Annotated in this window: 15 protein-coding genes, 1 tRNA gene and 1 pseudogene; 8 read left to right on the top strand and 9 right to left on the bottom strand. The window is 71.8% G+C overall.

Features of this window, described 5'->3' with window-relative positions:
- Positions 1 to 196, top strand: a pseudogene (locus tag AE652_RS26040) (RNA polymerase subunit sigma-24); the annotation flags it as partial.
- Between the two features lie 19 nt (positions 197 to 215).
- Here the strand turns inward: AE652_RS26040 and AE652_RS26045 are convergent.
- From AE652_RS26045 to AE652_RS26055, 3 genes are all read right to left on the bottom strand, one after another.
- Entirely contained in the window at positions 216 to 1,385 is a 1,170-nt protein-coding gene (locus tag AE652_RS26045) for a winged helix DNA-binding domain-containing protein (RefSeq protein ID WP_049655696.1), read from the bottom strand.
- Positions 1,386 to 1,522: 137 nt separating this feature from the next.
- Entirely contained in the window at positions 1,523 to 1,825 is a 303-nt protein-coding gene (locus tag AE652_RS26050; RefSeq protein WP_049655715.1) for a co-chaperone GroES, read from the bottom strand.
- A gap of 235 nt (positions 1,826 to 2,060) precedes the next feature.
- The gene (locus tag AE652_RS26055) at positions 2,061 to 2,402 is read right to left on the bottom strand and encodes a DUF3618 domain-containing protein (protein WP_049655697.1); all 342 of its coding nucleotides are present in this window, start codon (positions 2,400 to 2,402) and stop codon (positions 2,061 to 2,063) included.
- Positions 2,403 to 2,568: 166 nt separating this feature from the next.
- On the opposite strand from AE652_RS26055, the gene bcp reads away from it, so the two are divergent.
- A complete protein-coding gene (gene bcp, locus AE652_RS26060; RefSeq protein ID WP_049655699.1) occupies positions 2,569 to 3,042 on the top strand; it encodes a thioredoxin-dependent thiol peroxidase in 474 nt (157 codons plus the stop codon).
- 101 nt (positions 3,043 to 3,143) lie between these two features.
- Here the strand turns inward: bcp and AE652_RS26065 are convergent, their stop codons facing one another.
- Positions 3,144 to 5,501: a chitinase C-terminal domain-containing protein gene (locus AE652_RS26065; protein ID WP_369808333.1), complete on the bottom strand. Its 2,358-nt coding sequence runs from the start codon at positions 5,499 to 5,501 to the stop codon at positions 3,144 to 3,146.
- 382 nt (positions 5,502 to 5,883) lie between these two features.
- On the opposite strand from AE652_RS26065, the gene AE652_RS26070 reads away from it, so the two are divergent.
- Both AE652_RS26070 and AE652_RS26075 read left to right on the top strand, forming a co-directional pair.
- On the top strand, positions 5,884 to 6,720 hold the full coding sequence (locus AE652_RS26070) for an HNH endonuclease signature motif containing protein (protein ID WP_063780269.1): 837 nt from the start codon (positions 5,884 to 5,886) through the stop codon (positions 6,718 to 6,720).
- Positions 6,721 to 6,734: 14 nt separating this feature from the next.
- Positions 6,735 to 6,812 (top strand) — tRNA-Leu (locus tag AE652_RS26075).
- 63 nt (positions 6,813 to 6,875) lie between these two features.
- Here the strand turns inward: AE652_RS26075 and rdgB are convergent.
- The 4 genes from rdgB to AE652_RS26095 form a co-directional block, all read right to left on the bottom strand.
- Complete coding sequence (rdgB, locus tag AE652_RS26080; RefSeq protein ID WP_049655700.1) at positions 6,876 to 7,481, bottom strand: RdgB/HAM1 family non-canonical purine NTP pyrophosphatase; 606 nt, start codon at positions 7,479 to 7,481, stop codon at positions 6,876 to 6,878.
- A 31-nt stretch (positions 7,482 to 7,512) separates the two neighbouring features.
- The gene (locus tag AE652_RS26085; RefSeq protein WP_049655703.1) at positions 7,513 to 7,902 is read right to left on the bottom strand and encodes a hypothetical protein; all 390 of its coding nucleotides are present in this window, start codon (positions 7,900 to 7,902) and stop codon (positions 7,513 to 7,515) included.
- Positions 7,903 to 8,171: 269 nt separating this feature from the next.
- Positions 8,172 to 8,897: a ribonuclease PH gene (rph, locus tag AE652_RS26090; protein WP_049655704.1), complete on the bottom strand. Its 726-nt coding sequence runs from the start codon at positions 8,895 to 8,897 to the stop codon at positions 8,172 to 8,174.
- A gap of 129 nt (positions 8,898 to 9,026) precedes the next feature.
- Positions 9,027 to 9,260 carry a glucose PTS transporter subunit EIIB gene (locus AE652_RS26095; protein ID WP_030060521.1) on the bottom strand — a complete coding sequence of 78 codons (234 nt, stop codon included), beginning with the start codon at positions 9,258 to 9,260 and terminating at the stop codon, positions 9,027 to 9,029.
- 397 nt (positions 9,261 to 9,657) lie between these two features.
- On the opposite strand from AE652_RS26095, the gene AE652_RS26100 reads away from it, so the two are divergent.
- The 4 genes from AE652_RS26100 (at position 9,658) to AE652_RS26115 (ending at position 15,432) form a co-directional block, all read left to right on the top strand.
- A complete protein-coding gene (locus AE652_RS26100) occupies positions 9,658 to 10,947 on the top strand; it encodes a PTS transporter subunit EIIC (RefSeq protein ID WP_049655706.1) in 1,290 nt (429 codons plus the stop codon).
- 386 nt (positions 10,948 to 11,333) lie between these two features.
- Positions 11,334 to 12,611: a PTS transporter subunit EIIC gene (locus AE652_RS26105; protein ID WP_049655708.1), complete on the top strand. Its 1,278-nt coding sequence runs from the start codon at positions 11,334 to 11,336 to the stop codon at positions 12,609 to 12,611.
- A gap of 455 nt (positions 12,612 to 13,066) precedes the next feature.
- On the top strand, positions 13,067 to 14,149 hold the full coding sequence (locus AE652_RS26110; RefSeq protein ID WP_049655711.1) for an LLM class flavin-dependent oxidoreductase: 1,083 nt from the start codon (positions 13,067 to 13,069) through the stop codon (positions 14,147 to 14,149).
- Positions 14,146 to 15,432: an LLM class flavin-dependent oxidoreductase gene (locus AE652_RS26115; RefSeq protein ID WP_049655713.1), complete on the top strand. Its 1,287-nt coding sequence runs from the start codon at positions 14,146 to 14,148 to the stop codon at positions 15,430 to 15,432. Before AE652_RS26110 ends, AE652_RS26115 begins: the two co-directional genes overlap by 4 nt.
- A gap of 35 nt (positions 15,433 to 15,467) precedes the next feature.
- Here the strand turns inward: AE652_RS26115 and AE652_RS44230 are convergent, their stop codons facing one another.
- A complete protein-coding gene (locus tag AE652_RS44230) occupies positions 15,468 to 15,596 on the bottom strand; it encodes an LAETG motif-containing sortase-dependent surface protein (RefSeq protein ID WP_234348539.1) in 129 nt (42 codons plus the stop codon).
- Positions 15,597 to 15,617 lie beyond the last annotated feature (21 nt).

A 15,617-nucleotide genomic window follows, 5' to 3' on the forward strand; every position in this document is an offset into this window, starting at 1 on the left:
CCCCGCCGCCACCGGCCAGCCCCCCACCGGCCCCAACACCCCCAGCCCGCAGGCCACCAGGCCGACGACCACGGACCCGGAGCAGCCCAGCCCCACCCCGAAGCCCACCCTGGTCCAGCCGACCCGCCCCACGGCCCTGCCCAGCGCCACCGGCGGCCCCGCGAGCCACCCGGTGCCGCCGCCCCCGACGCCCTGAGCCCCCGATCGGCTCCCGGTCAGCCCCTGAGCTCCTTCTCCAGCGGGGTGCGGAACCGCGGCGTCACCCGCACCTCGCCCAGCCAGCCCGCCAACCGCTCCGCCTCCGCCGCGACCGCCCGCTCCGCCTCCGCCCCGGCCCCCCGGAACAACCGCCACACCACCTCGCCGTCCGCGCGCTGCGTCCAGCCGCCCACCACCTCGCCGCACCACCACACCGTCGGCCCGGCGTTGCCCGCCCGGTCGAACAGCGCCGGCACGTCCTCCGGCCGCAGGTACCAGTCCCGCCCGCGCCAGCCCATCACCGCCGGGTCCAGCGCGGGCAGCAGCGCCGCCCACGGCTCCGGCTCCGCCACCGGCCCCTCGTCCCCCGGCAGCACCAGGGCGGGCGCCCCGCCGGCCAACGCCACGTCCAGCGCCCCGAGATCGGCCAGCGCCCGGCGGACGTCCCCCAGCGTCCAGCCCGTCCACCACTTCACGTCCTCGACCGTCGCCGGCCCGTACGCCGCCAGCCAGCGCCGCACCACCTCGGCCTTCGCCTCCCGCACCGGCACCTCCGGCCACTGCGGCACCAGCGCCCACGGGTAGCTGCTGCTCAGCCACGACCCGCGCGGACGGCAGCGGCGCACGTGCCCGTCCGAGGCCAGCAGCCGCAGCAGCCGGCTGCCCACGCTCTGCCGCGCCTCGTACGCCTTGCCCGCCGACATCAGCATCGTCTCGCGCAACTGCGGTACGTCCTCGGAGAGTTCCTTGGTCGTTGCCTCGCCGCGCCCGGCCAGCGCGGCCAGCACCTCGCGCTCCGCCTCCGCCAGCCGGGCCTCGTCCCAGCCCTCGGCGTGGTCCCGCAGGTGCTTCAGCAGCGTCGCCCGCTCCTTCGCCGCGATCGCCCGCGCCGCCGCCGAACTCACGTACGGGGCCAGGCCCTCCGTCACCGCGAAGATCGTCCGCCGCATCGACAGCAGCTTCACCAGCGAGACGTCCTCGTACAGCGCCCGGTCCACCTCCGCCGCCGAGGGCTCGGCCAGCCGCGCGCAGGCCGACAGGTACACCGTGGCCGCGTCCGTCGCGTGCAGCCCGACCACCGCGTCGGCCACGTCCTCCACCCGCGCCGCCCGCACCGACGGCGCCAGCAGCTGACGCCGCCCCAGCCTGGCCCGACGCTCCCCGTCCCCGATCACCGGCACACTCATGCCGGGACCCTAGCGCGCGGCACCGACAACGCCCCCGACCCCCGCGGCGGACCGCCATGTCGCGGACCCCCGCCGCGAAAGCACAGTGCCCCCGACCCGGGTCGGGGGCACCTCAGGGCACGGAGCGGATCAGACCGTCACAGGTACAGCCCGGTCGAGCCCTCCGTGTCGCCGAAGCGGGTGGCGGCGACGGCGTGCAGGTCGCGCTCGCGCAGCAGCACGTAGGTGGCGCCGCGGACCTCGACCTCCAGCTTGTCCTCCGGGTCGTACAGCACCCGGTCGCCGGGCTCCACCGAGCGCACGCTCTGGCCCACCGCGACGGCCTCCGCCCAGGTACAGCGCTTGGACAGCTCCGCCGTGGCCGGGATCAGGATGCCGCCGGTCGAACGGCGCTCGCCCTCGCCGCCCTCGATCCGCACCAGCACGCGGTCGTGCAGCATCCGGATCGGCAGCTTCTCGCCGAGCCGGTCGTGGCGGGCGGGCTCCTGCGCGTCGTCGGAGCGCGTCGGTTCGTGGTTCGTACTCACGGTCCCGAAGGTACCTCCCCCGGGCGCGGGGCGTGACGCTGGCCCGGTATCCGGAAGGCCCGGCAGGCGGAGCGCCGGGCACCCGGAAGCCCGGGCACGCGAAAGGCCGGGCACCCGTCGCGCCCGGCCCCGCCGTCCCGCTGTGCGCTCAGCCCTTGCGGCGCTTGCGCGCCGAGGCGACCAGCAGCACCAGGCCCACGCCGACCAGCGCGGCCGGGACGATCCGCTCGCGGCGCGGCTGCCCCTTCTCGTCCACGAACTGCGCCCGGACCTTCTCCACCACGCCGCTGGCGGCCACGTACGCCCGGGCGGTCTTCTCCTCGACGGCGGCCACCGCCTTGGCCTTGACCTGGGCGGTCACCGTGCTCGGGTGGACGCGGACGGCCAGCTCGTCCAGGGTCGACGCCAGCCGGTCACGCGTCCGCTCGATGTCCGCCTCGATCTGGGCGGTCGTCCGCGCCGACTTGTCCTGCGTGCTCGCCTCGCCCACTCGGGCCACCCCATTCACTCGCCGATGTTGTTCCATCCGATCCCTGCGATCGGTGCGACTGACCCAGTGTGTCAGCTGCCGCACACGGTCGCGCGGCCCCACCCACCATCGGAGGTAAGTTTGCCGTGGTACGACCGCCCGTCCCAGCATCCAGGAGAGTACGACCGTGAGTGAGCGTCTCCAGCCCGGCGACACCGCGCCCGCCTTCAGCCTGTCCGACGCCGACGGCAACCAGGTGTCCCTCGCCGACCACGCGGGCCGCAAGGTCATCGTCTACTTCTACCCCGCCGCCCTGACGCCCGGCTGCACCAAGCAGGCCTGCGACTTCACCGACAACCTGGAGGTCCTCGCGGACGCCGGCTACGACGTCATCGGCATCTCCCCGGACAAGCCGGAGAAGCTCGGCAAGTTCCGCGAGGCCGAGAACCTCAAGGTCACCCTGCTGTCCGACCCGGACAAGGAGGTGCTGGAGGCGTACGCCGCCTTCGGCGAGAAGCAGAACTACGGCCGCACCTACCTGGGCGTCATCCGCTCCACGATCGTCGTGGACGAGCACGGCAAGGTCGAGCACGCGTTCTACAACGTGCGGGCCACCGGCCACGTCGCCAAGCTGCTGCGCGACCTCAAGGTCGGCGCGTAAGCGTCGGCGCGTAAGCACGGCCGGTACGACGAAGCGGTGGCGGCACACCCCCCGACCGGGTGCACCGCCACCGCCGTCCTCACCTCAGCGGACCGCCCTGATCAGCAGGTCCCGAGGTCGCTCCAGACGCCCCACGAGCCGCTGGCCGCGGGGTCGTCGCCCTTGGTCCACCACTTGTTCTGGTAGTAGTGGCCCTTCCACGAGACCTTGGTGGGCGTCGCGTAGGTGGTGCCGGCGTCCCAGCTCGGGGCGGCCGCGCAGGTGCCCGAGGTCGGGGTCGCGGTCGGCGTCGGCGTCCCGGTCGGGGTGGCCGTCGGCGTGCCGGTCGGCGTGCCCGTGGGGGTCGGCGTCGGGGTGGCCGTCTGCGACGGCGTCGGGGTCGGGGTCGGCGTGCCGCCGTCCACCGCGCCGCGGGTCAGGTCGCCCTTGATCCCGTACAGCGTGCCGCCCACGTTGACCGTCCAGTTCGACGGCGTGGACACCGGCAGGTAGTAGACGAAGTCCATGTCGATCGAGGCGCCCGGCGCCAGCGACTGCCAGCCCGGCAGCTTGACCGACACCCGGTTGTAGGTGCCCTTCAGGCCGCCCACGTTGCCCGGGCCCGGGTTGTCCTGCTTGATGACCTGGAGGCCGAAGCCGGACTGGTCCTTGGCGTTGCCCGGGGCCGAGTTGCCGTAGTCGAACTGGAACTCGGTGCCGCCCGGCAGGGTCAGCGTCGAGTTGTTGACGATGTGCAGCTTCGGGTTGATCGGGTAGTTCGAGTCGCCCAGCGCGAAGTTGGTGAACGACACGTCGATCGGCAGGGTCTGCTGCGGCAGCGCGGTCGTCGCGCGGACCGCGCCGTACGGGGCCGCCGACTTGAACTTGTCGTACATCAGCGAGGTCAGCGTCGAACCGGGCACGTACTCGCCCTTGCCGCCGTTGGCGGCCGCGTCCCACTTGTAGTCGCCCGCGAGCTCCCAGATCATCGCGCCGCCGGCGCCCTGGTTGACGATGTAGTCCGCCTTGGCGCCCACCGACTGCTCGTCCTCGGTGGAGAGGAACACCTTCTTGGCGTCGTTCCACAGCCACGGCGCCACCAGCGCGGAGCTGTAGTTGCGGGTGTAGGTGCCCTGCAGCGCGGTGTCGGAGACGCCGTACTTGGCCAGGTAGTCGGGCAGGATGCCCTTCTCCAGGTTCTTGGCGTGCCACATCGGGTTCGACCCGGCCGGGGACTCCTTGCCCGCGTCGTCCTTGTCGTTCCAGATGTTGTCGATGCCGACCGCGCCGTCACCGCAGGCCGTCAGGCCGGAGCCGGCCGGGCAGGTGGTCGCCGAGGCGGTGCCCCAGAGGCCGTTGGTGCCGCCCTGCACGTTCTTGAAGCCGCGGGTGTAGTACGGCAGGCCGACGTTGATCCGGCCTCCCGGCATCGAGCCGCGGAAGTAGTGGTACGACCAGTCGGCGTTCAGGTAGCCGATGCCGCCGTACTGCCCGGTGCCGTAGACGTTGGCGGCGGCCAGCTCGCCGTCCTTGCCGTCGTCGTACAGCGAGGCGTTCGGGCCGACGTACTTGTTCCAGGCGCCGTGCAGGTCGTACGACATGATGTTGACGTAGTCCAGGTACTTCGCCACCTGGAAGGTCTCCATGCCGCGCAGCAGGTAGCCGGAGGACGGGGCGGCGACCGACAGCAGGTAGTGCCTGCCGTCGGCGGCGCCGGCCTTGTCCAGGCTCTCGCGCAGGGTCTTCATCAGCGCCGCGTAACCCTTGGCCAGCGAACCGCGCTTGGCGTTGGCGAGCTGCCAGTCCAGCGGGTTGCCGGCGTCCTTCATCGAGGTCGGGTACTCGTAGTCGACGTCGACGCCGTTGAAGCCGTACTTGCGGATGAAGTCGACCGAGGAGGCGGCGAAGGTGTCGATGCCGGCCTGGTTGACGCTGCCGTCCGGGTTGACGGTCATCGAGTAGAAGCCGCCGGAGTTGACGCGCTTGCCGTCGTCCCCGAAGTAGCCGCCGGTCTCGGTCCAACCGCCCACCGAGATCAGGGTCTTGACGTTCGGGTACTGCTTCTTGAACTTCGTCAGCAGGTTGAAGTGGCCCTTGTACGGCAGGCTCGGGTCCAGCTCGGCACCGGGGACGCCGGGGAAGGAGATCCCGGTGGCCTCGTTGGTCGGGCCGTCGGTGCCGACCGAGAGCTTGTTGTCGCCGCCGACGTGGCCGAAGGCGTAGTTGAGGTGGGTGACCTTGTCCCAGGGGATGTCGGTCGCCAGGTACGGGGCGTCGCCGTTCTTGCCGGTGCGCCAGCCGGTGAAGTAGCCGATGATGCGGCGCTGGTGGTCCGCGCCCATCTTCTCGCGCCCGCTGGTGTCGTAGACGGAGCAGTACGGGACGTCCACGCCGGGGGTCTGGTACAGGCCGTCGGGCCGACAGGCCGCGTTGTCGACGGCCGCCGACGCCTGCGAGGGCGCCGCACCCAGCGTCGCCATCAGCAGTCCGGCCAACGAGGCCGCCGCGAGCGAGGCCACACCGGCGCGGGCCGCCGGGCTCTTCCGGCGGTGCGCGGCGGTGGGACGCCGCTCCGCCGTGTTTCGGATCAACACTCGGTCCTCCAGGAGAGAGTGTCGGCGCGTGCCTGTGGGGGAGCACGCACGTGGGGGGTTGCAATTGGCGGAGAAGCTATGTGGTCTGAACCACATAGGTCAATAGGTCTGTACCAATTGGTAATCAACAGCCAAACATCACAGGTCGGAAGCGCGCGACATCCAGTCAGCCCCCTGGCTGAAACCCACCGCCACCCGTAACCCGACCCCGCCCCGCTCGTTGGCCCGTCCGAGGGAGGACCCGCACGAGCCCGCACTGGGGGCCATCATGCCGGTCAAGTACACCCGCGAGCTGCTGGCTTCGCTCGCCGCCGAGTCGAGCAGCGTGAACGAGATGATGCGCAAGCTCGGCATCCCGATGGCGCGTGGCACACACAGCTACCTCACCAAGCGGCTCCACCACTACGGCATCGACACCGCACACTTCGACCAGGGCTGCCGCTCCTACCGTCAGCGCCAGTACTCGAAGGAGGCGCTGGCCGAAGCCGCAGCCCTCGCGACCACGCTCGACGAGATGCTGCTCGCGCTCGATCGCGAGCCGAACGAGTACAACCGCAAGTACCTGCGGCAACGGATCAAGGCGTACGGCGTCGACGCCTCGCACTTCCCGACGCCCGGGACGATCTACACGAAGGAACTGCTCCAGGAGGCCGTCGCCGCATCCCACAGCGTGGCCGGCGTCGTACGCTACCTCGATCGACGACAGGCCGGCGGCACCCAGGCCCACATCGGGCGGCGCATCAAGGACCTCGGCATCGACACGTCGCACTTCACCGGACAGGCCCACAATCGCGGCGGGCACGCTCCGACGCGGATCCCAGCCGATCAACTGCTGGTCCGACGCGCCCAGAGCGCGAAGCGAATCCCCGGCGCTCGAATCCGTAGTGCGCTGGCCGAACTCGGCCGACCCGAGCTGTGCGAGGACTGCGGCACCGGGCCGGAGTGGCGAGGACGCCCCATGACGCTGGAGGTCGACCACGTCAACGGCGACTGGTCGGACAACCGCCCGGGCAACCTCCGGCTGCTCTGCCCGAACTGCCATGCCATCACCGATACCTACTGTCGCCGGAAGAATCGTGCCACCACCACGCGCGACAGCCGGTAGGCTTGACCTGGCACGCGCCTGTACTCCAGCTGGCAAGAGAGATGCGGCTTAGAACCGCAGTGTCGTGGGTTCGAGTCCCACCGGGCGCACCAGGCCAGATGGCCCGCTCCCCTTCAAATCGAAGGGGAGCGGGCCATCTTCGTTACTGCGGGGCGTCAGGCGATGAGGGCCTTCACGACCGGGGCGAGGGCGCGGAAGGCCTTGCCGCGGTGGCTGATGGCGTTCTTCTCATCGGCGGTGAGCTCCGCGCAGGTGCGGGTCTCGCCGAGGGGCTGGAGGATCGGGTCGTAGCCGAAGCCGCCGTCGCCGGCCGGGGCGGTGCGCAGGGTGCCGAGGAGGCGGCCCTCGACGACGCGCTCGGTGCCGTCGGGGAGGGCGAGGGCGGCGGCGCAGAAGAAGTGGGCGCCGCGGTGCGGCTCGGCGATGTCGGAGAGCTGGGCGAGCAGCAGGTCGAGGTTGGCGCGGTCGTCGCCGTGCTTGCCGGACCAGCGCGCGGAGAAGATGCCGGGCGCGCCGTTCAGCACGTCCACGCAGAGGCCGGAGTCGTCGGCGACGGCGGGCAGGCCGGTGGCGCGGGCCAGGGCGTGGGCCTTGAGCAGGGCGTTCTCGGCGAAGGTGACGCCGGTCTCGGGGACGTCCGGGATCTCCGGGTAGGCGTCGGCGCCGACGAGTTCGACGTCCAGGCCGGCGTCCGCCAGGATGGCGCGGAGCTCGGTGACCTTGTGCTGGTTGCGGGTGGCGAGGATCAGGCGGGTGGACATATCGCCCACCCTACCGAGTGGCCGGAGGCGGTCAGCCGGTGCAGAGCGAGGTGAGGTTGCCGGCCGCGTTGCCGAGCGGCTTGAGGTCCGGGACCTCGTTCCTGTCCGCCGCCCGCTGCACGTTCTCGACCTGCTTCTGCAGATCGGTCACGGCCTTGGCGACGTCGGTGTTCTTGGAGTTCTTCCCGACCTGGTCGAGGTCGTTCTTGAGCTTCTGCAGGGCCTTCCCGGCGGCCGCCGAGTCGTTGCTCGCGTTGTCGTACGCCTGGGTGACGTCGGCGAGGTCGCCGGTGATCCTCACGGCGGTGTTGCCGCAGTCGAGCGCCTTCTGGGCGGCGGAGCAGCTCACCATGCTGAGCGGGAGGATCGCGATGAGTCCGGCCACGGCGAGGGCGGCGGGGCGGGCGATGCTCGACGGCATCCGATCCTCCTGGGGGGCGCGGGTTCCGTGGGGTGGGACGCGCGCAGAGGGGTGCGCGGTTCCCGCAGCGGGGGTGCTGCGGGAACCGTACGGTCTCCGGACCCGGCCTGTACAGCAGGCCGACCGTCAGGTCGACCCTTCGGCGGGCCGTTCGCCCCGCGGCCCCACCCGCGGCCCGTACGCGCGTCCGTACCGGTCCGAACGGCCGTCCCCACCCACGGGTTGACCGTCCGTCCGTTCCGCTCCACGGCCGCGGGGTCCTCGCCGGTTCAGCCTTCCAGGGCCTTGCGCTGGATCTCGTCGAGCTCCGCGCAGCCGAGGCTGCCGAGGTCGAGCAGCCGGTCGAGCAGCTCGCGGTCGAACGGGGCGCCCTCGGCGGTGCCCTGGACCTCGACGAAGCGTCCGTCGGAGGTGCAGACGATGTTCATGTCGGTCTCGGCGCGCACGTCCTCCTCGTACTGGAGGTCGAGCATCGGGACGCCGTCGATGATGCCGACGCTGACGGCGCTGACGCCGCCGGTGATCGGCTGGCCCTTGGCGCGCAGCAGCTTCTTGTCGCGGGCCCAGGCGACGGCGTCGACCAGGGCGACGTAGGCGCCGGTGATGGCGGCGGTGCGGGTGCCGCCGTCGGCCTGGAGGACGTCGCAGTCGAGGACGATGGTGTTCTCGGCGAGCGCGCGGTGGTCGACCACGGCGCGCAGCGAGCGGCCGATGAGCCGGCTGATCTCGTGGGTGCGGCCGCCGATGCGGCCCTTGACGGCCTCGCGGTCGCCGCGGGTGTTGGTGGCGCGCGGGAGCATGGAGTACTCGGCGGTGACCCAGCCCTCGCCGCTGCCCTTGCGCCAGCGGGGCACGCCCTCGGTGACGCTGGCGGTGCACAGCACCTTGGTGTCGCCGTAGGAGATGAGGACGGAGCCTTCGGCGTGCTTGCTCCAGCCCCGTTCGATGGTGATCGGGCGGAGCTGGTCGGGGGTGCGGCCGTCGATGCGTGACATAGGCACTGAGCGTAGTCGCTCCGGGGGGCCGCTTCCGGAGGCGAGCCGGAGAGGGCGGGGACGCGCCACGGCCCGCCGTCCCCCTGAGCGGGTCGGCGGGCCGGGCGGGCTGAACCTGGGTGGTTCAGCTCACATCATGTCCTCGATGTCGGCGGCGATCGGGTCGGCGTCGGTGCCGATGACGACCTGGATCGCGGTGCCCATCTTCACGACGCCGTGGGCGCCGGCGGCCTTGAGGGCGGCCTCGTCGACCAGGGAGGCGTCCTTGACCTCGGTGCGCAGGCGGGTGATGCAGCCCTCGACCTCTTCGATGTTGTCGATGCCGCCCAGACCGGCGACGATCTTCTCAGCCTTGCTGGCCATCTGGTTTCTCCCTCTGTCTCGGCCCTTCGGCGGCTCTGCCGGGTGCCGTCCTGCGCTGGTGCTGGGTGTCCCTCGACCGTCGTGCGGTGAGGTGCGTGCCGGTGGCTGACGCGGGTTCGGCCGCGGTCGGCCTGCGAGCGGCGCGACCAGCATCACCCGTGCCGGTCCGGTCCGCCACGTTAGTCCACTTTCGGCCCATTCCGGCGGGCAGGCTCCGGATCGCCGCCCGAGGATGACGATCAGCGGGGCTCGCGCCTCCGGAGTGCGACCTGCGTCAAGTGGTCTACACCAATATATGTGTACTCCGACGAACGCGGGAACGGCCCCGGGTGTTCCCGAGCCCTGCCCGAGGGTCCCGCCGGGCCCCCGGCAGGCAACTGCTCTCGGAGGGCGAAGGATGAGTTCGGCAGGCGCCACGGCCCCGCAGGCCAAACGATGGCACATCTTCTACGGCGGCCTCCAGAAGATGGGCCGCTCCCTGCAGCTCCCGGTGGCGGTGCTCCCCGCCGCGGGCATCCTCAACCGCCTCGGCCAGCCGGACGTGTTCGGCAAGGACGGCCTCGGCTGGGACAACGTCGCGAAGGTCTTCGCCTCCGCCGGCGGCGCGCTGCTCGACTCCTCCTTCGGCCTGCCGCTGCTGTTCTGCATCGGCGTCGCGATCGGCATGGCGAAGAAGGCGGACGGCTCGACGGCGCTCGCCGCCGTGGTCGGCTTCCTGGTGTACTACAAGGTCCTGCACGCCTTCCCGGAGAGCTGCAAGCCGCCGACGGTGCTGGTCAGCGACCAGTGCGTGGACTACAGCTCGGCGAAGGCGGCGGCCGCGACGTTCCAGAACCCGGGGGTGCTCGGCGGCATCCTGATCGGCCTGATGTCGGCCTGGCTGTGGGTGCGGTTCCACCGCACCAAGCTGGTCGACTGGCTCGGCTTCTTCAACGGCCGCCGCCTGGTGCCGATGATCACCGCGCTGGTCGGCATGCTGACCGCCGTGGTGGCGCTCTGGGTCTGGCCGCCGATCGGCCGCGGCCTGAACGACTTCTCGCAGACCCTCTCCGACCTGGGCGCGGGCGGCGCCGGCATCTTCGGCCTGTTCAACCGGGCCCTGCTGCTGATCGGCATGCACCAGCTGCTGAACACCTTCGTCTGGTTCCAGTTCGGGGAGTTCACCAGGCCGGACGGCGCGATCGTGCACGGCGACATCCCGCGCTTCCTGGCGGGCGACCCGACGGCCGGCCAGTTCCAGTCCGGCTTCTTCCCGATCATGATGTTCGCGCTGCCGGCCGCCGCGCTCGCGATCGCGCACTCGGCGAAGCCGCACCGGCGCAAGGAGATCTACGGCCTGATGCTCTCGGTCGGCCTGACCTCCTTCGTGACGGGCGTCACCGAACCGATCGAGTACTCCTTCGCCTACATCGCCCCGGCCCTGTACGCCGTGCACGCGCTGCTGACCGGCGCCTCGATGGCGGTGACCTGGGGGCTCGGGGTGCACGACGGGTTCAGCTTCTCGGCCGGCCTGATCGACTACGTGATCAACTGGGGACTGGCCACCAAACCGTGGCTGATCATCCCGATCGGCCTCTGCTTCGCCGTCGTGTACTACGCGCTCTTCCGGTTCATCATCGTCAAATTCAACCTGAAAACTCCCGGCCGGGAGGACGAGGCCGAGGTCGAGGACGTCACCAAGGCCTGAACCCGGGCGTCACCCGAGTTATCCCCGCAAAGGCCTCCGGACCACCGGTCCGGAGGCCTTCGGCATTTCCGAAAGCCCGGCCGACCGGGCCCAACGCGCCTGGCAGGGCCCACCGGAGCACGCTGTGCTTTTGTTGCGCGATTAGCCAAAATCGATTTTGTTGCGCAGTCGGCCAAAATCCCAATCGCGGTCGCTACCATGATCGCCATTCGGTAAGTAGGTTTCGATTTCATAGCGCTTCCCGGCGACACCGCTTTCCGGGGTTCCTCGACTTCTCCACCCGTGCTACAAAACTGGTCTACACCACGTGTGGTGTAGACCAGTTCGCGGTTCGGCCCCTGTGCCTTCCCCCCGACCGACCGCCATGCCGTTAGGAACCCACCCCCATGAGTCAGTCTGCGCAGGCACCGGCGCCCGCCACGGCTCCGGCCTCACCCAGCCCCGCCAAGAAGTTCGGCCAGAACCTCCTCCAGGGTCTGCAGAAGATCGGTCGCAGCCTCCAGCTGCCCATCGCCGTGCTCCCCGCAGCCGGTCTGCTGATGCGTCTCGGCCAGGACGACGTGTTCGGCAAGGACGGCCTCGGCTGGGACAAGGTCGCCGCGGTGTTCAACACCGCCGGCACCTCGGTCTTCGACGCTCTGCCGATGCTCTTCGCGGTGGGTATCGCGATCGGCTACGCCAAGAAGGCGGACGGCTCCACCGCCCTCGCCGCCCTGGTCGGCTTCCTGGTGTACAAGAACGTGCTCACCGCGTTCCCGATCACCGAGTACAAGATCCTCCCCGGCAAGGACGAGGCGGCCACCTACCAGAACCCGGGTGTGCTCGGCGGCATCGTGATCGGCCTACTGGCCGCGGTGCTGTGGCAGAAGTACCACCGCACCAAGCTGGTCGACTGGCTCGGCTTCTTCAACGGCCGCCGCCTGGTCCCGATCATCATGGCCTTCGTCGGCACCGCCGTCGGCGTCTTCTTCGGTCTGGCCTGGGGCCCGATCGGCGACGCCATCAAGAGCCTGAACGACACCCTGATCGGCGCCGGCGCGTTCGGTGCGGGCGCCTTCGGCCTGGTCAACCGCGGTCTGCTGCCGGTCGGCATGCACCAGTTCGTGAACTCCTACGCCTGGTTCCAGACCGGTGACTTCACCAAGCCCGACGGCACCGTCGTGCACGGCGACCTGACCCGCTTCTTCGCCGGCGACCCGACCGCCGGACAGTTCATGTCGGGCTTCTACCCGATCATGATGTTCGCGCTGCCCGCCGCCGCGCTGGCCATCGCCCACGCCGCCAAGGCGCACCGCCGCAAGGCCGTCACCGGCATGATGGTCTCGCTGGCCCTGACCTCCTTCGTGACCGGTGTCACCGAGCCGATCGAGTTCGCCTTCGTCTTCATCGCCCCGGTCCTGTACGTCATCCACGCGCTGCTCACCGCCGTCTCGATGACCGTCACCTGGGCGCTCGGCGTGCACGACGGCTTCACCTTCTCCGGCGGCCTGATCGACTACGCGCTGGCCTGGAACAAGGCCACCGACCCGTGGATGATCATCCCGCTCGGCCTGGCCTTCGCCGCGGTCTACTACTTCCTGTTCCGCTTCGCGATCACCAAGTTCGACCTCAAGACCCCCGGTCGCGAGGACGACGACGAGATCGAGGACGTCACCAAGGCCTGACGCCCGCGTCACCGCCCGCTCCCGAGGCCCCGCCCCGCCGCTGCTCCCCCAGCGGCGGGGCGGGGCCTTCGGCGTACCCGGGCGCGCCCGCGCGGCTCCGGCGGCTCCCCGACCGGACTCCCACCGGACTCCCACGCGGCTCCGGCGGGCGGAAACGACGGTTGACGAACCGCCGGACGCCCTGGTCAACTGAAGCGGTGAACGCCTCGTGCCCGCTGGTCACCCGCAGCCACATCGACTTCGGTCGCGTGTGGTCCGCGGCGTGTCGCGGCTGAGCTGACCGTTCCCCCACCGCCGCCCGGCTGACGTCCCGCCCGGCGCCGGTCCTCCCTCCCCCGCCCGTACGGGCTCCGCCCGCGGGCCGCCACCGCGCTCCGGCGCGCCCCCGCGCACCCGTGTCCCCGTACGGGCGCGCCGGTGCCCGCACGCGTCCGCACGAGGAAGCCAGGCTCACCATGCCCCGCCAGTTGCACCTGTCCGCAGCCCTCGACAGCCCCGGCCGTCTCGACGCCGGGCACTACACCGCCCTCGCCCGCCTCGCCGAGCGGGCCACCCTGGACTTCGTCACCCTCGACGACTCCTTCGCCGCCCAGCCGAGCCGCCCCGACGCGCTCGCCGCCCTCGCCCGGACCGCCCCGCTGACCGGCCGGGTCGGGCTGGTGCCGACCGTCACCACCACCCACACCGAGCCCTTCCACACCTCGATCTCGGTCAACACCCTGGACTGGGTGAGCGAGGGCCGGGCCGGCTGGCTGGTCGGCGTCTCCACGACCGAGGCCGAGGCGCGGGCCTTCGGCCGCCGCCCCGTCGCCGCCGAGGACGAGCTGTGGGCCGAGGCCGCCGACGCCGTCGAGGTGGCCGCCCGGCTCTGGGACAGCTGGGAGGACGACGCGGAGATCCGCGACACCGCCACCGGACGGTTCATCGACCGCGACAAGCTGCACTACATCGACTTCGAGGGCCCGCGCTTCTCCGTCCGCGGCCCGTCCATCCCCCCGCGCCCGCCGCAGGGCCGCCCGGTGGTCGTGGTGCCCGTCGCCGCCGCCGACCTCGCGCCGGACACCTCCCCGGGCGGGCGGGCCCGGGTCGACGCCGCGATCCGGCACGCCGACGTCGTCCTGCTCGACGCCCCCGACCGGGCCACCCGGCTGACCGCCGCCACCGAACTGCGGCTGCGGGCCGGCGAGAACCTGCGCGTCCTCGCCCGGCTCGACGCCGCCCTGTCCGCCCTGCCCGACCGGGCCGCCGACGAGCGGCTGCTCGCCGAGCTCACCGCGCCCGGCACCGGCGTCGACGGCTTCCACCTCTCCCCCGCCGACCCGTCGCGCGACCTCGCCGCGCTGGCCGACCGGATCGCCCCCGCCCTGCGCGCCGCCGGACTGCTGCGCACCGGGTACACCGGCCGCACCCTGCGCGACCACCTCGGCCTGGCCCGCCCGGCCAGCCGCTACGCCGCCCGCCCCGCCGACGGCTCCCCTACCTCCCCTGCCTCCACCGCCTCCACCGCCGCTCCCGCCCTCGCCGAGGTGACCCGATGACGGACCGACCGCTCAAGCAGATCCACCTCGCCGCGCACTTCCCCGGCGTCAACAACACCACGGTGTGGAGCGACCCGGCCGCCGGCAGCCACATCGAGTTCTCCTCCTTCCGCCACCTCGCGCAGACCGCCGAGCGCGGGAAGTTCGACTTCTTCTTCCTCGCCGAGGGCCTGCGGCTGCGCGAGACCAAGGGCCTCATCCACGACCTCGACGTGGTCGGCCGCCCCGAGTCGATCACCGTGCTGAACGCGCTGGCCGCCGTCACCGAACGGCTCGGCCTGGCCGCCACCGTCAACGCGACCTTCAACGAGCCGTACGAACTGGCCCGCCGCTTCGCCTCGTTGGACCACCTCTCCGGCGGCCGCGCGGCCTGGAACGTGGTCACCTCCTCGGACGCCTTCACCGGGGAGAACTTCCGCCGCGGCGGGTACCTGGACCGCGCCGACCGCTACACCCGGGCCGCCGAATCCGTCCAGCTGGCACGGGAGTTCTGGGACGCCGGGGAGGAACCCGTCCGGCACTCCGGCCCGCAGTTCGAGGTCGAGGGCCGGCTCTCGCTGCCGCGGCCGCCGCAGGGCCACCCGGTGGTGATCCAGGCCGGGGACTCCGACGAGGGGCGCGAGTTCGCGGCCGCCACCGCCGACGTGGTCTTCTCCCGGCACTCCACCCTCGCCGACGGCCAGGCCTTCCACGCCGACGTCAAGCGCCGGCTCGCCGCGTACGGCCGCAAGCCGGACGAGCTGAAGATCATGCCCGGGGTCACCTTCGTCCTCGGCGACACCGACGCCGAGGCGGACGAACGGGCCCGGGAGATCCGCCGGGCCCAGGTGAGCCCGCAGACCGCGATCGCCTTCCTGGAGCAGGTCTGGGGCGTCGACCTGTCCGACCACGACCCGGACGGACCGCTGCCGGCCGTCGACCCCGACCCGGACAGCGGCCTGGTCCAGGGCCGGGTCCGGCACGCCGACCCGGTGGCCGTCGCCGAACGGTGGCGGGCGGTGGCCGCGGAGAAGAGGCTGACCAGCCGCGAACTGGTGATCGAGCTGACCGGCCGGCAGTCCTTCATCGGAGCGCCCGCCACCGTCGCCGCCGAGATCGACCGCTTCGTGCAGAGCGACGCGGCCGACGGCTTCATCCTCGTCCCGCACCTCACCCCGGGCGGCCTGGACGAGTTCGTCGACCGCGTGGTCCCGCTGCTCCAGGAGCGCGGGGTCTTCCGCACCGACTACACCGGCCCCACCCTGCGGGACCACCTCGGGCTGCCCGTCCCCGGCCTGCGCTAGCCGTCCGGCCGACGACGGCACTGCCGTGCGCGCGGTCAGCCGGTGCGGCGGCGGCGGACCAGCACGAAGGCCCCCGCACCGACGCCGACCAGCAGCGCGCCGACGCCCGCGATCAGGCCGGTCCGGTCGCTGTCCGCACCGGTGGAGGCCAGGTTCGCGTCCACCGGCCGGGCGGCCGCGGCGGG

This window comes from Kitasatospora sp. MY 5-36 (genome assembly GCF_001182915.1).
In the GTDB taxonomy this organism is placed as follows: domain Bacteria; phylum Actinomycetota; class Actinomycetes; order Streptomycetales; family Streptomycetaceae; genus Kitasatospora.

What these genes read in the sequence shown, in the direction of transcription:
- AE652_RS26045 (WP_049655696.1), bottom strand. Translation starts at nt 1,385, where the DNA reads ATGAGTGTGCCGGTGATCGGGGACGGGGAGCGTCGGGCCAGGCTGGGG.
- AE652_RS26050 (WP_049655715.1), bottom strand. Translation starts at nt 1,825, where the DNA reads ATGCTGCACGACCGCGTGCTGGTGCGGATCGAGGGCGGCGAGGGCGAG.
- AE652_RS26065 (WP_369808333.1), bottom strand. Translation starts at nt 5,501, where the DNA reads ATGGCGACGCTGGGTGCGGCGCCCTCGCAGGCGTCGGCGGCCGTCGAC.
- AE652_RS26070 (WP_063780269.1), top strand. Translation starts at nt 5,884, where the DNA reads ATGCCGGTCAAGTACACCCGCGAGCTGCTGGCTTCGCTCGCCGCCGAG.
- rdgB (WP_049655700.1), bottom strand. Translation starts at nt 7,481, where the DNA reads ATGTCCACCCGCCTGATCCTCGCCACCCGCAACCAGCACAAGGTCACC.
- AE652_RS26085 (WP_049655703.1), bottom strand. Translation starts at nt 7,902, where the DNA reads ATGCCGTCGAGCATCGCCCGCCCCGCCGCCCTCGCCGTGGCCGGACTC.
- rph (WP_049655704.1), bottom strand. Translation starts at nt 8,897, where the DNA reads ATGTCACGCATCGACGGCCGCACCCCCGACCAGCTCCGCCCGATCACC.
- AE652_RS26095 (WP_030060521.1), bottom strand. Translation starts at nt 9,260, where the DNA reads ATGGCCAGCAAGGCTGAGAAGATCGTCGCCGGTCTGGGCGGCATCGAC.
- AE652_RS26100 (WP_049655706.1), top strand. Translation starts at nt 9,658, where the DNA reads ATGAGTTCGGCAGGCGCCACGGCCCCGCAGGCCAAACGATGGCACATC.
- AE652_RS26105 (WP_049655708.1), top strand. Translation starts at nt 11,334, where the DNA reads ATGAGTCAGTCTGCGCAGGCACCGGCGCCCGCCACGGCTCCGGCCTCA.
- AE652_RS26110 (WP_049655711.1), top strand. Translation starts at nt 13,067, where the DNA reads ATGCCCCGCCAGTTGCACCTGTCCGCAGCCCTCGACAGCCCCGGCCGT.
- AE652_RS26115 (WP_049655713.1), top strand. Translation starts at nt 14,146, where the DNA reads ATGACGGACCGACCGCTCAAGCAGATCCACCTCGCCGCGCACTTCCCC.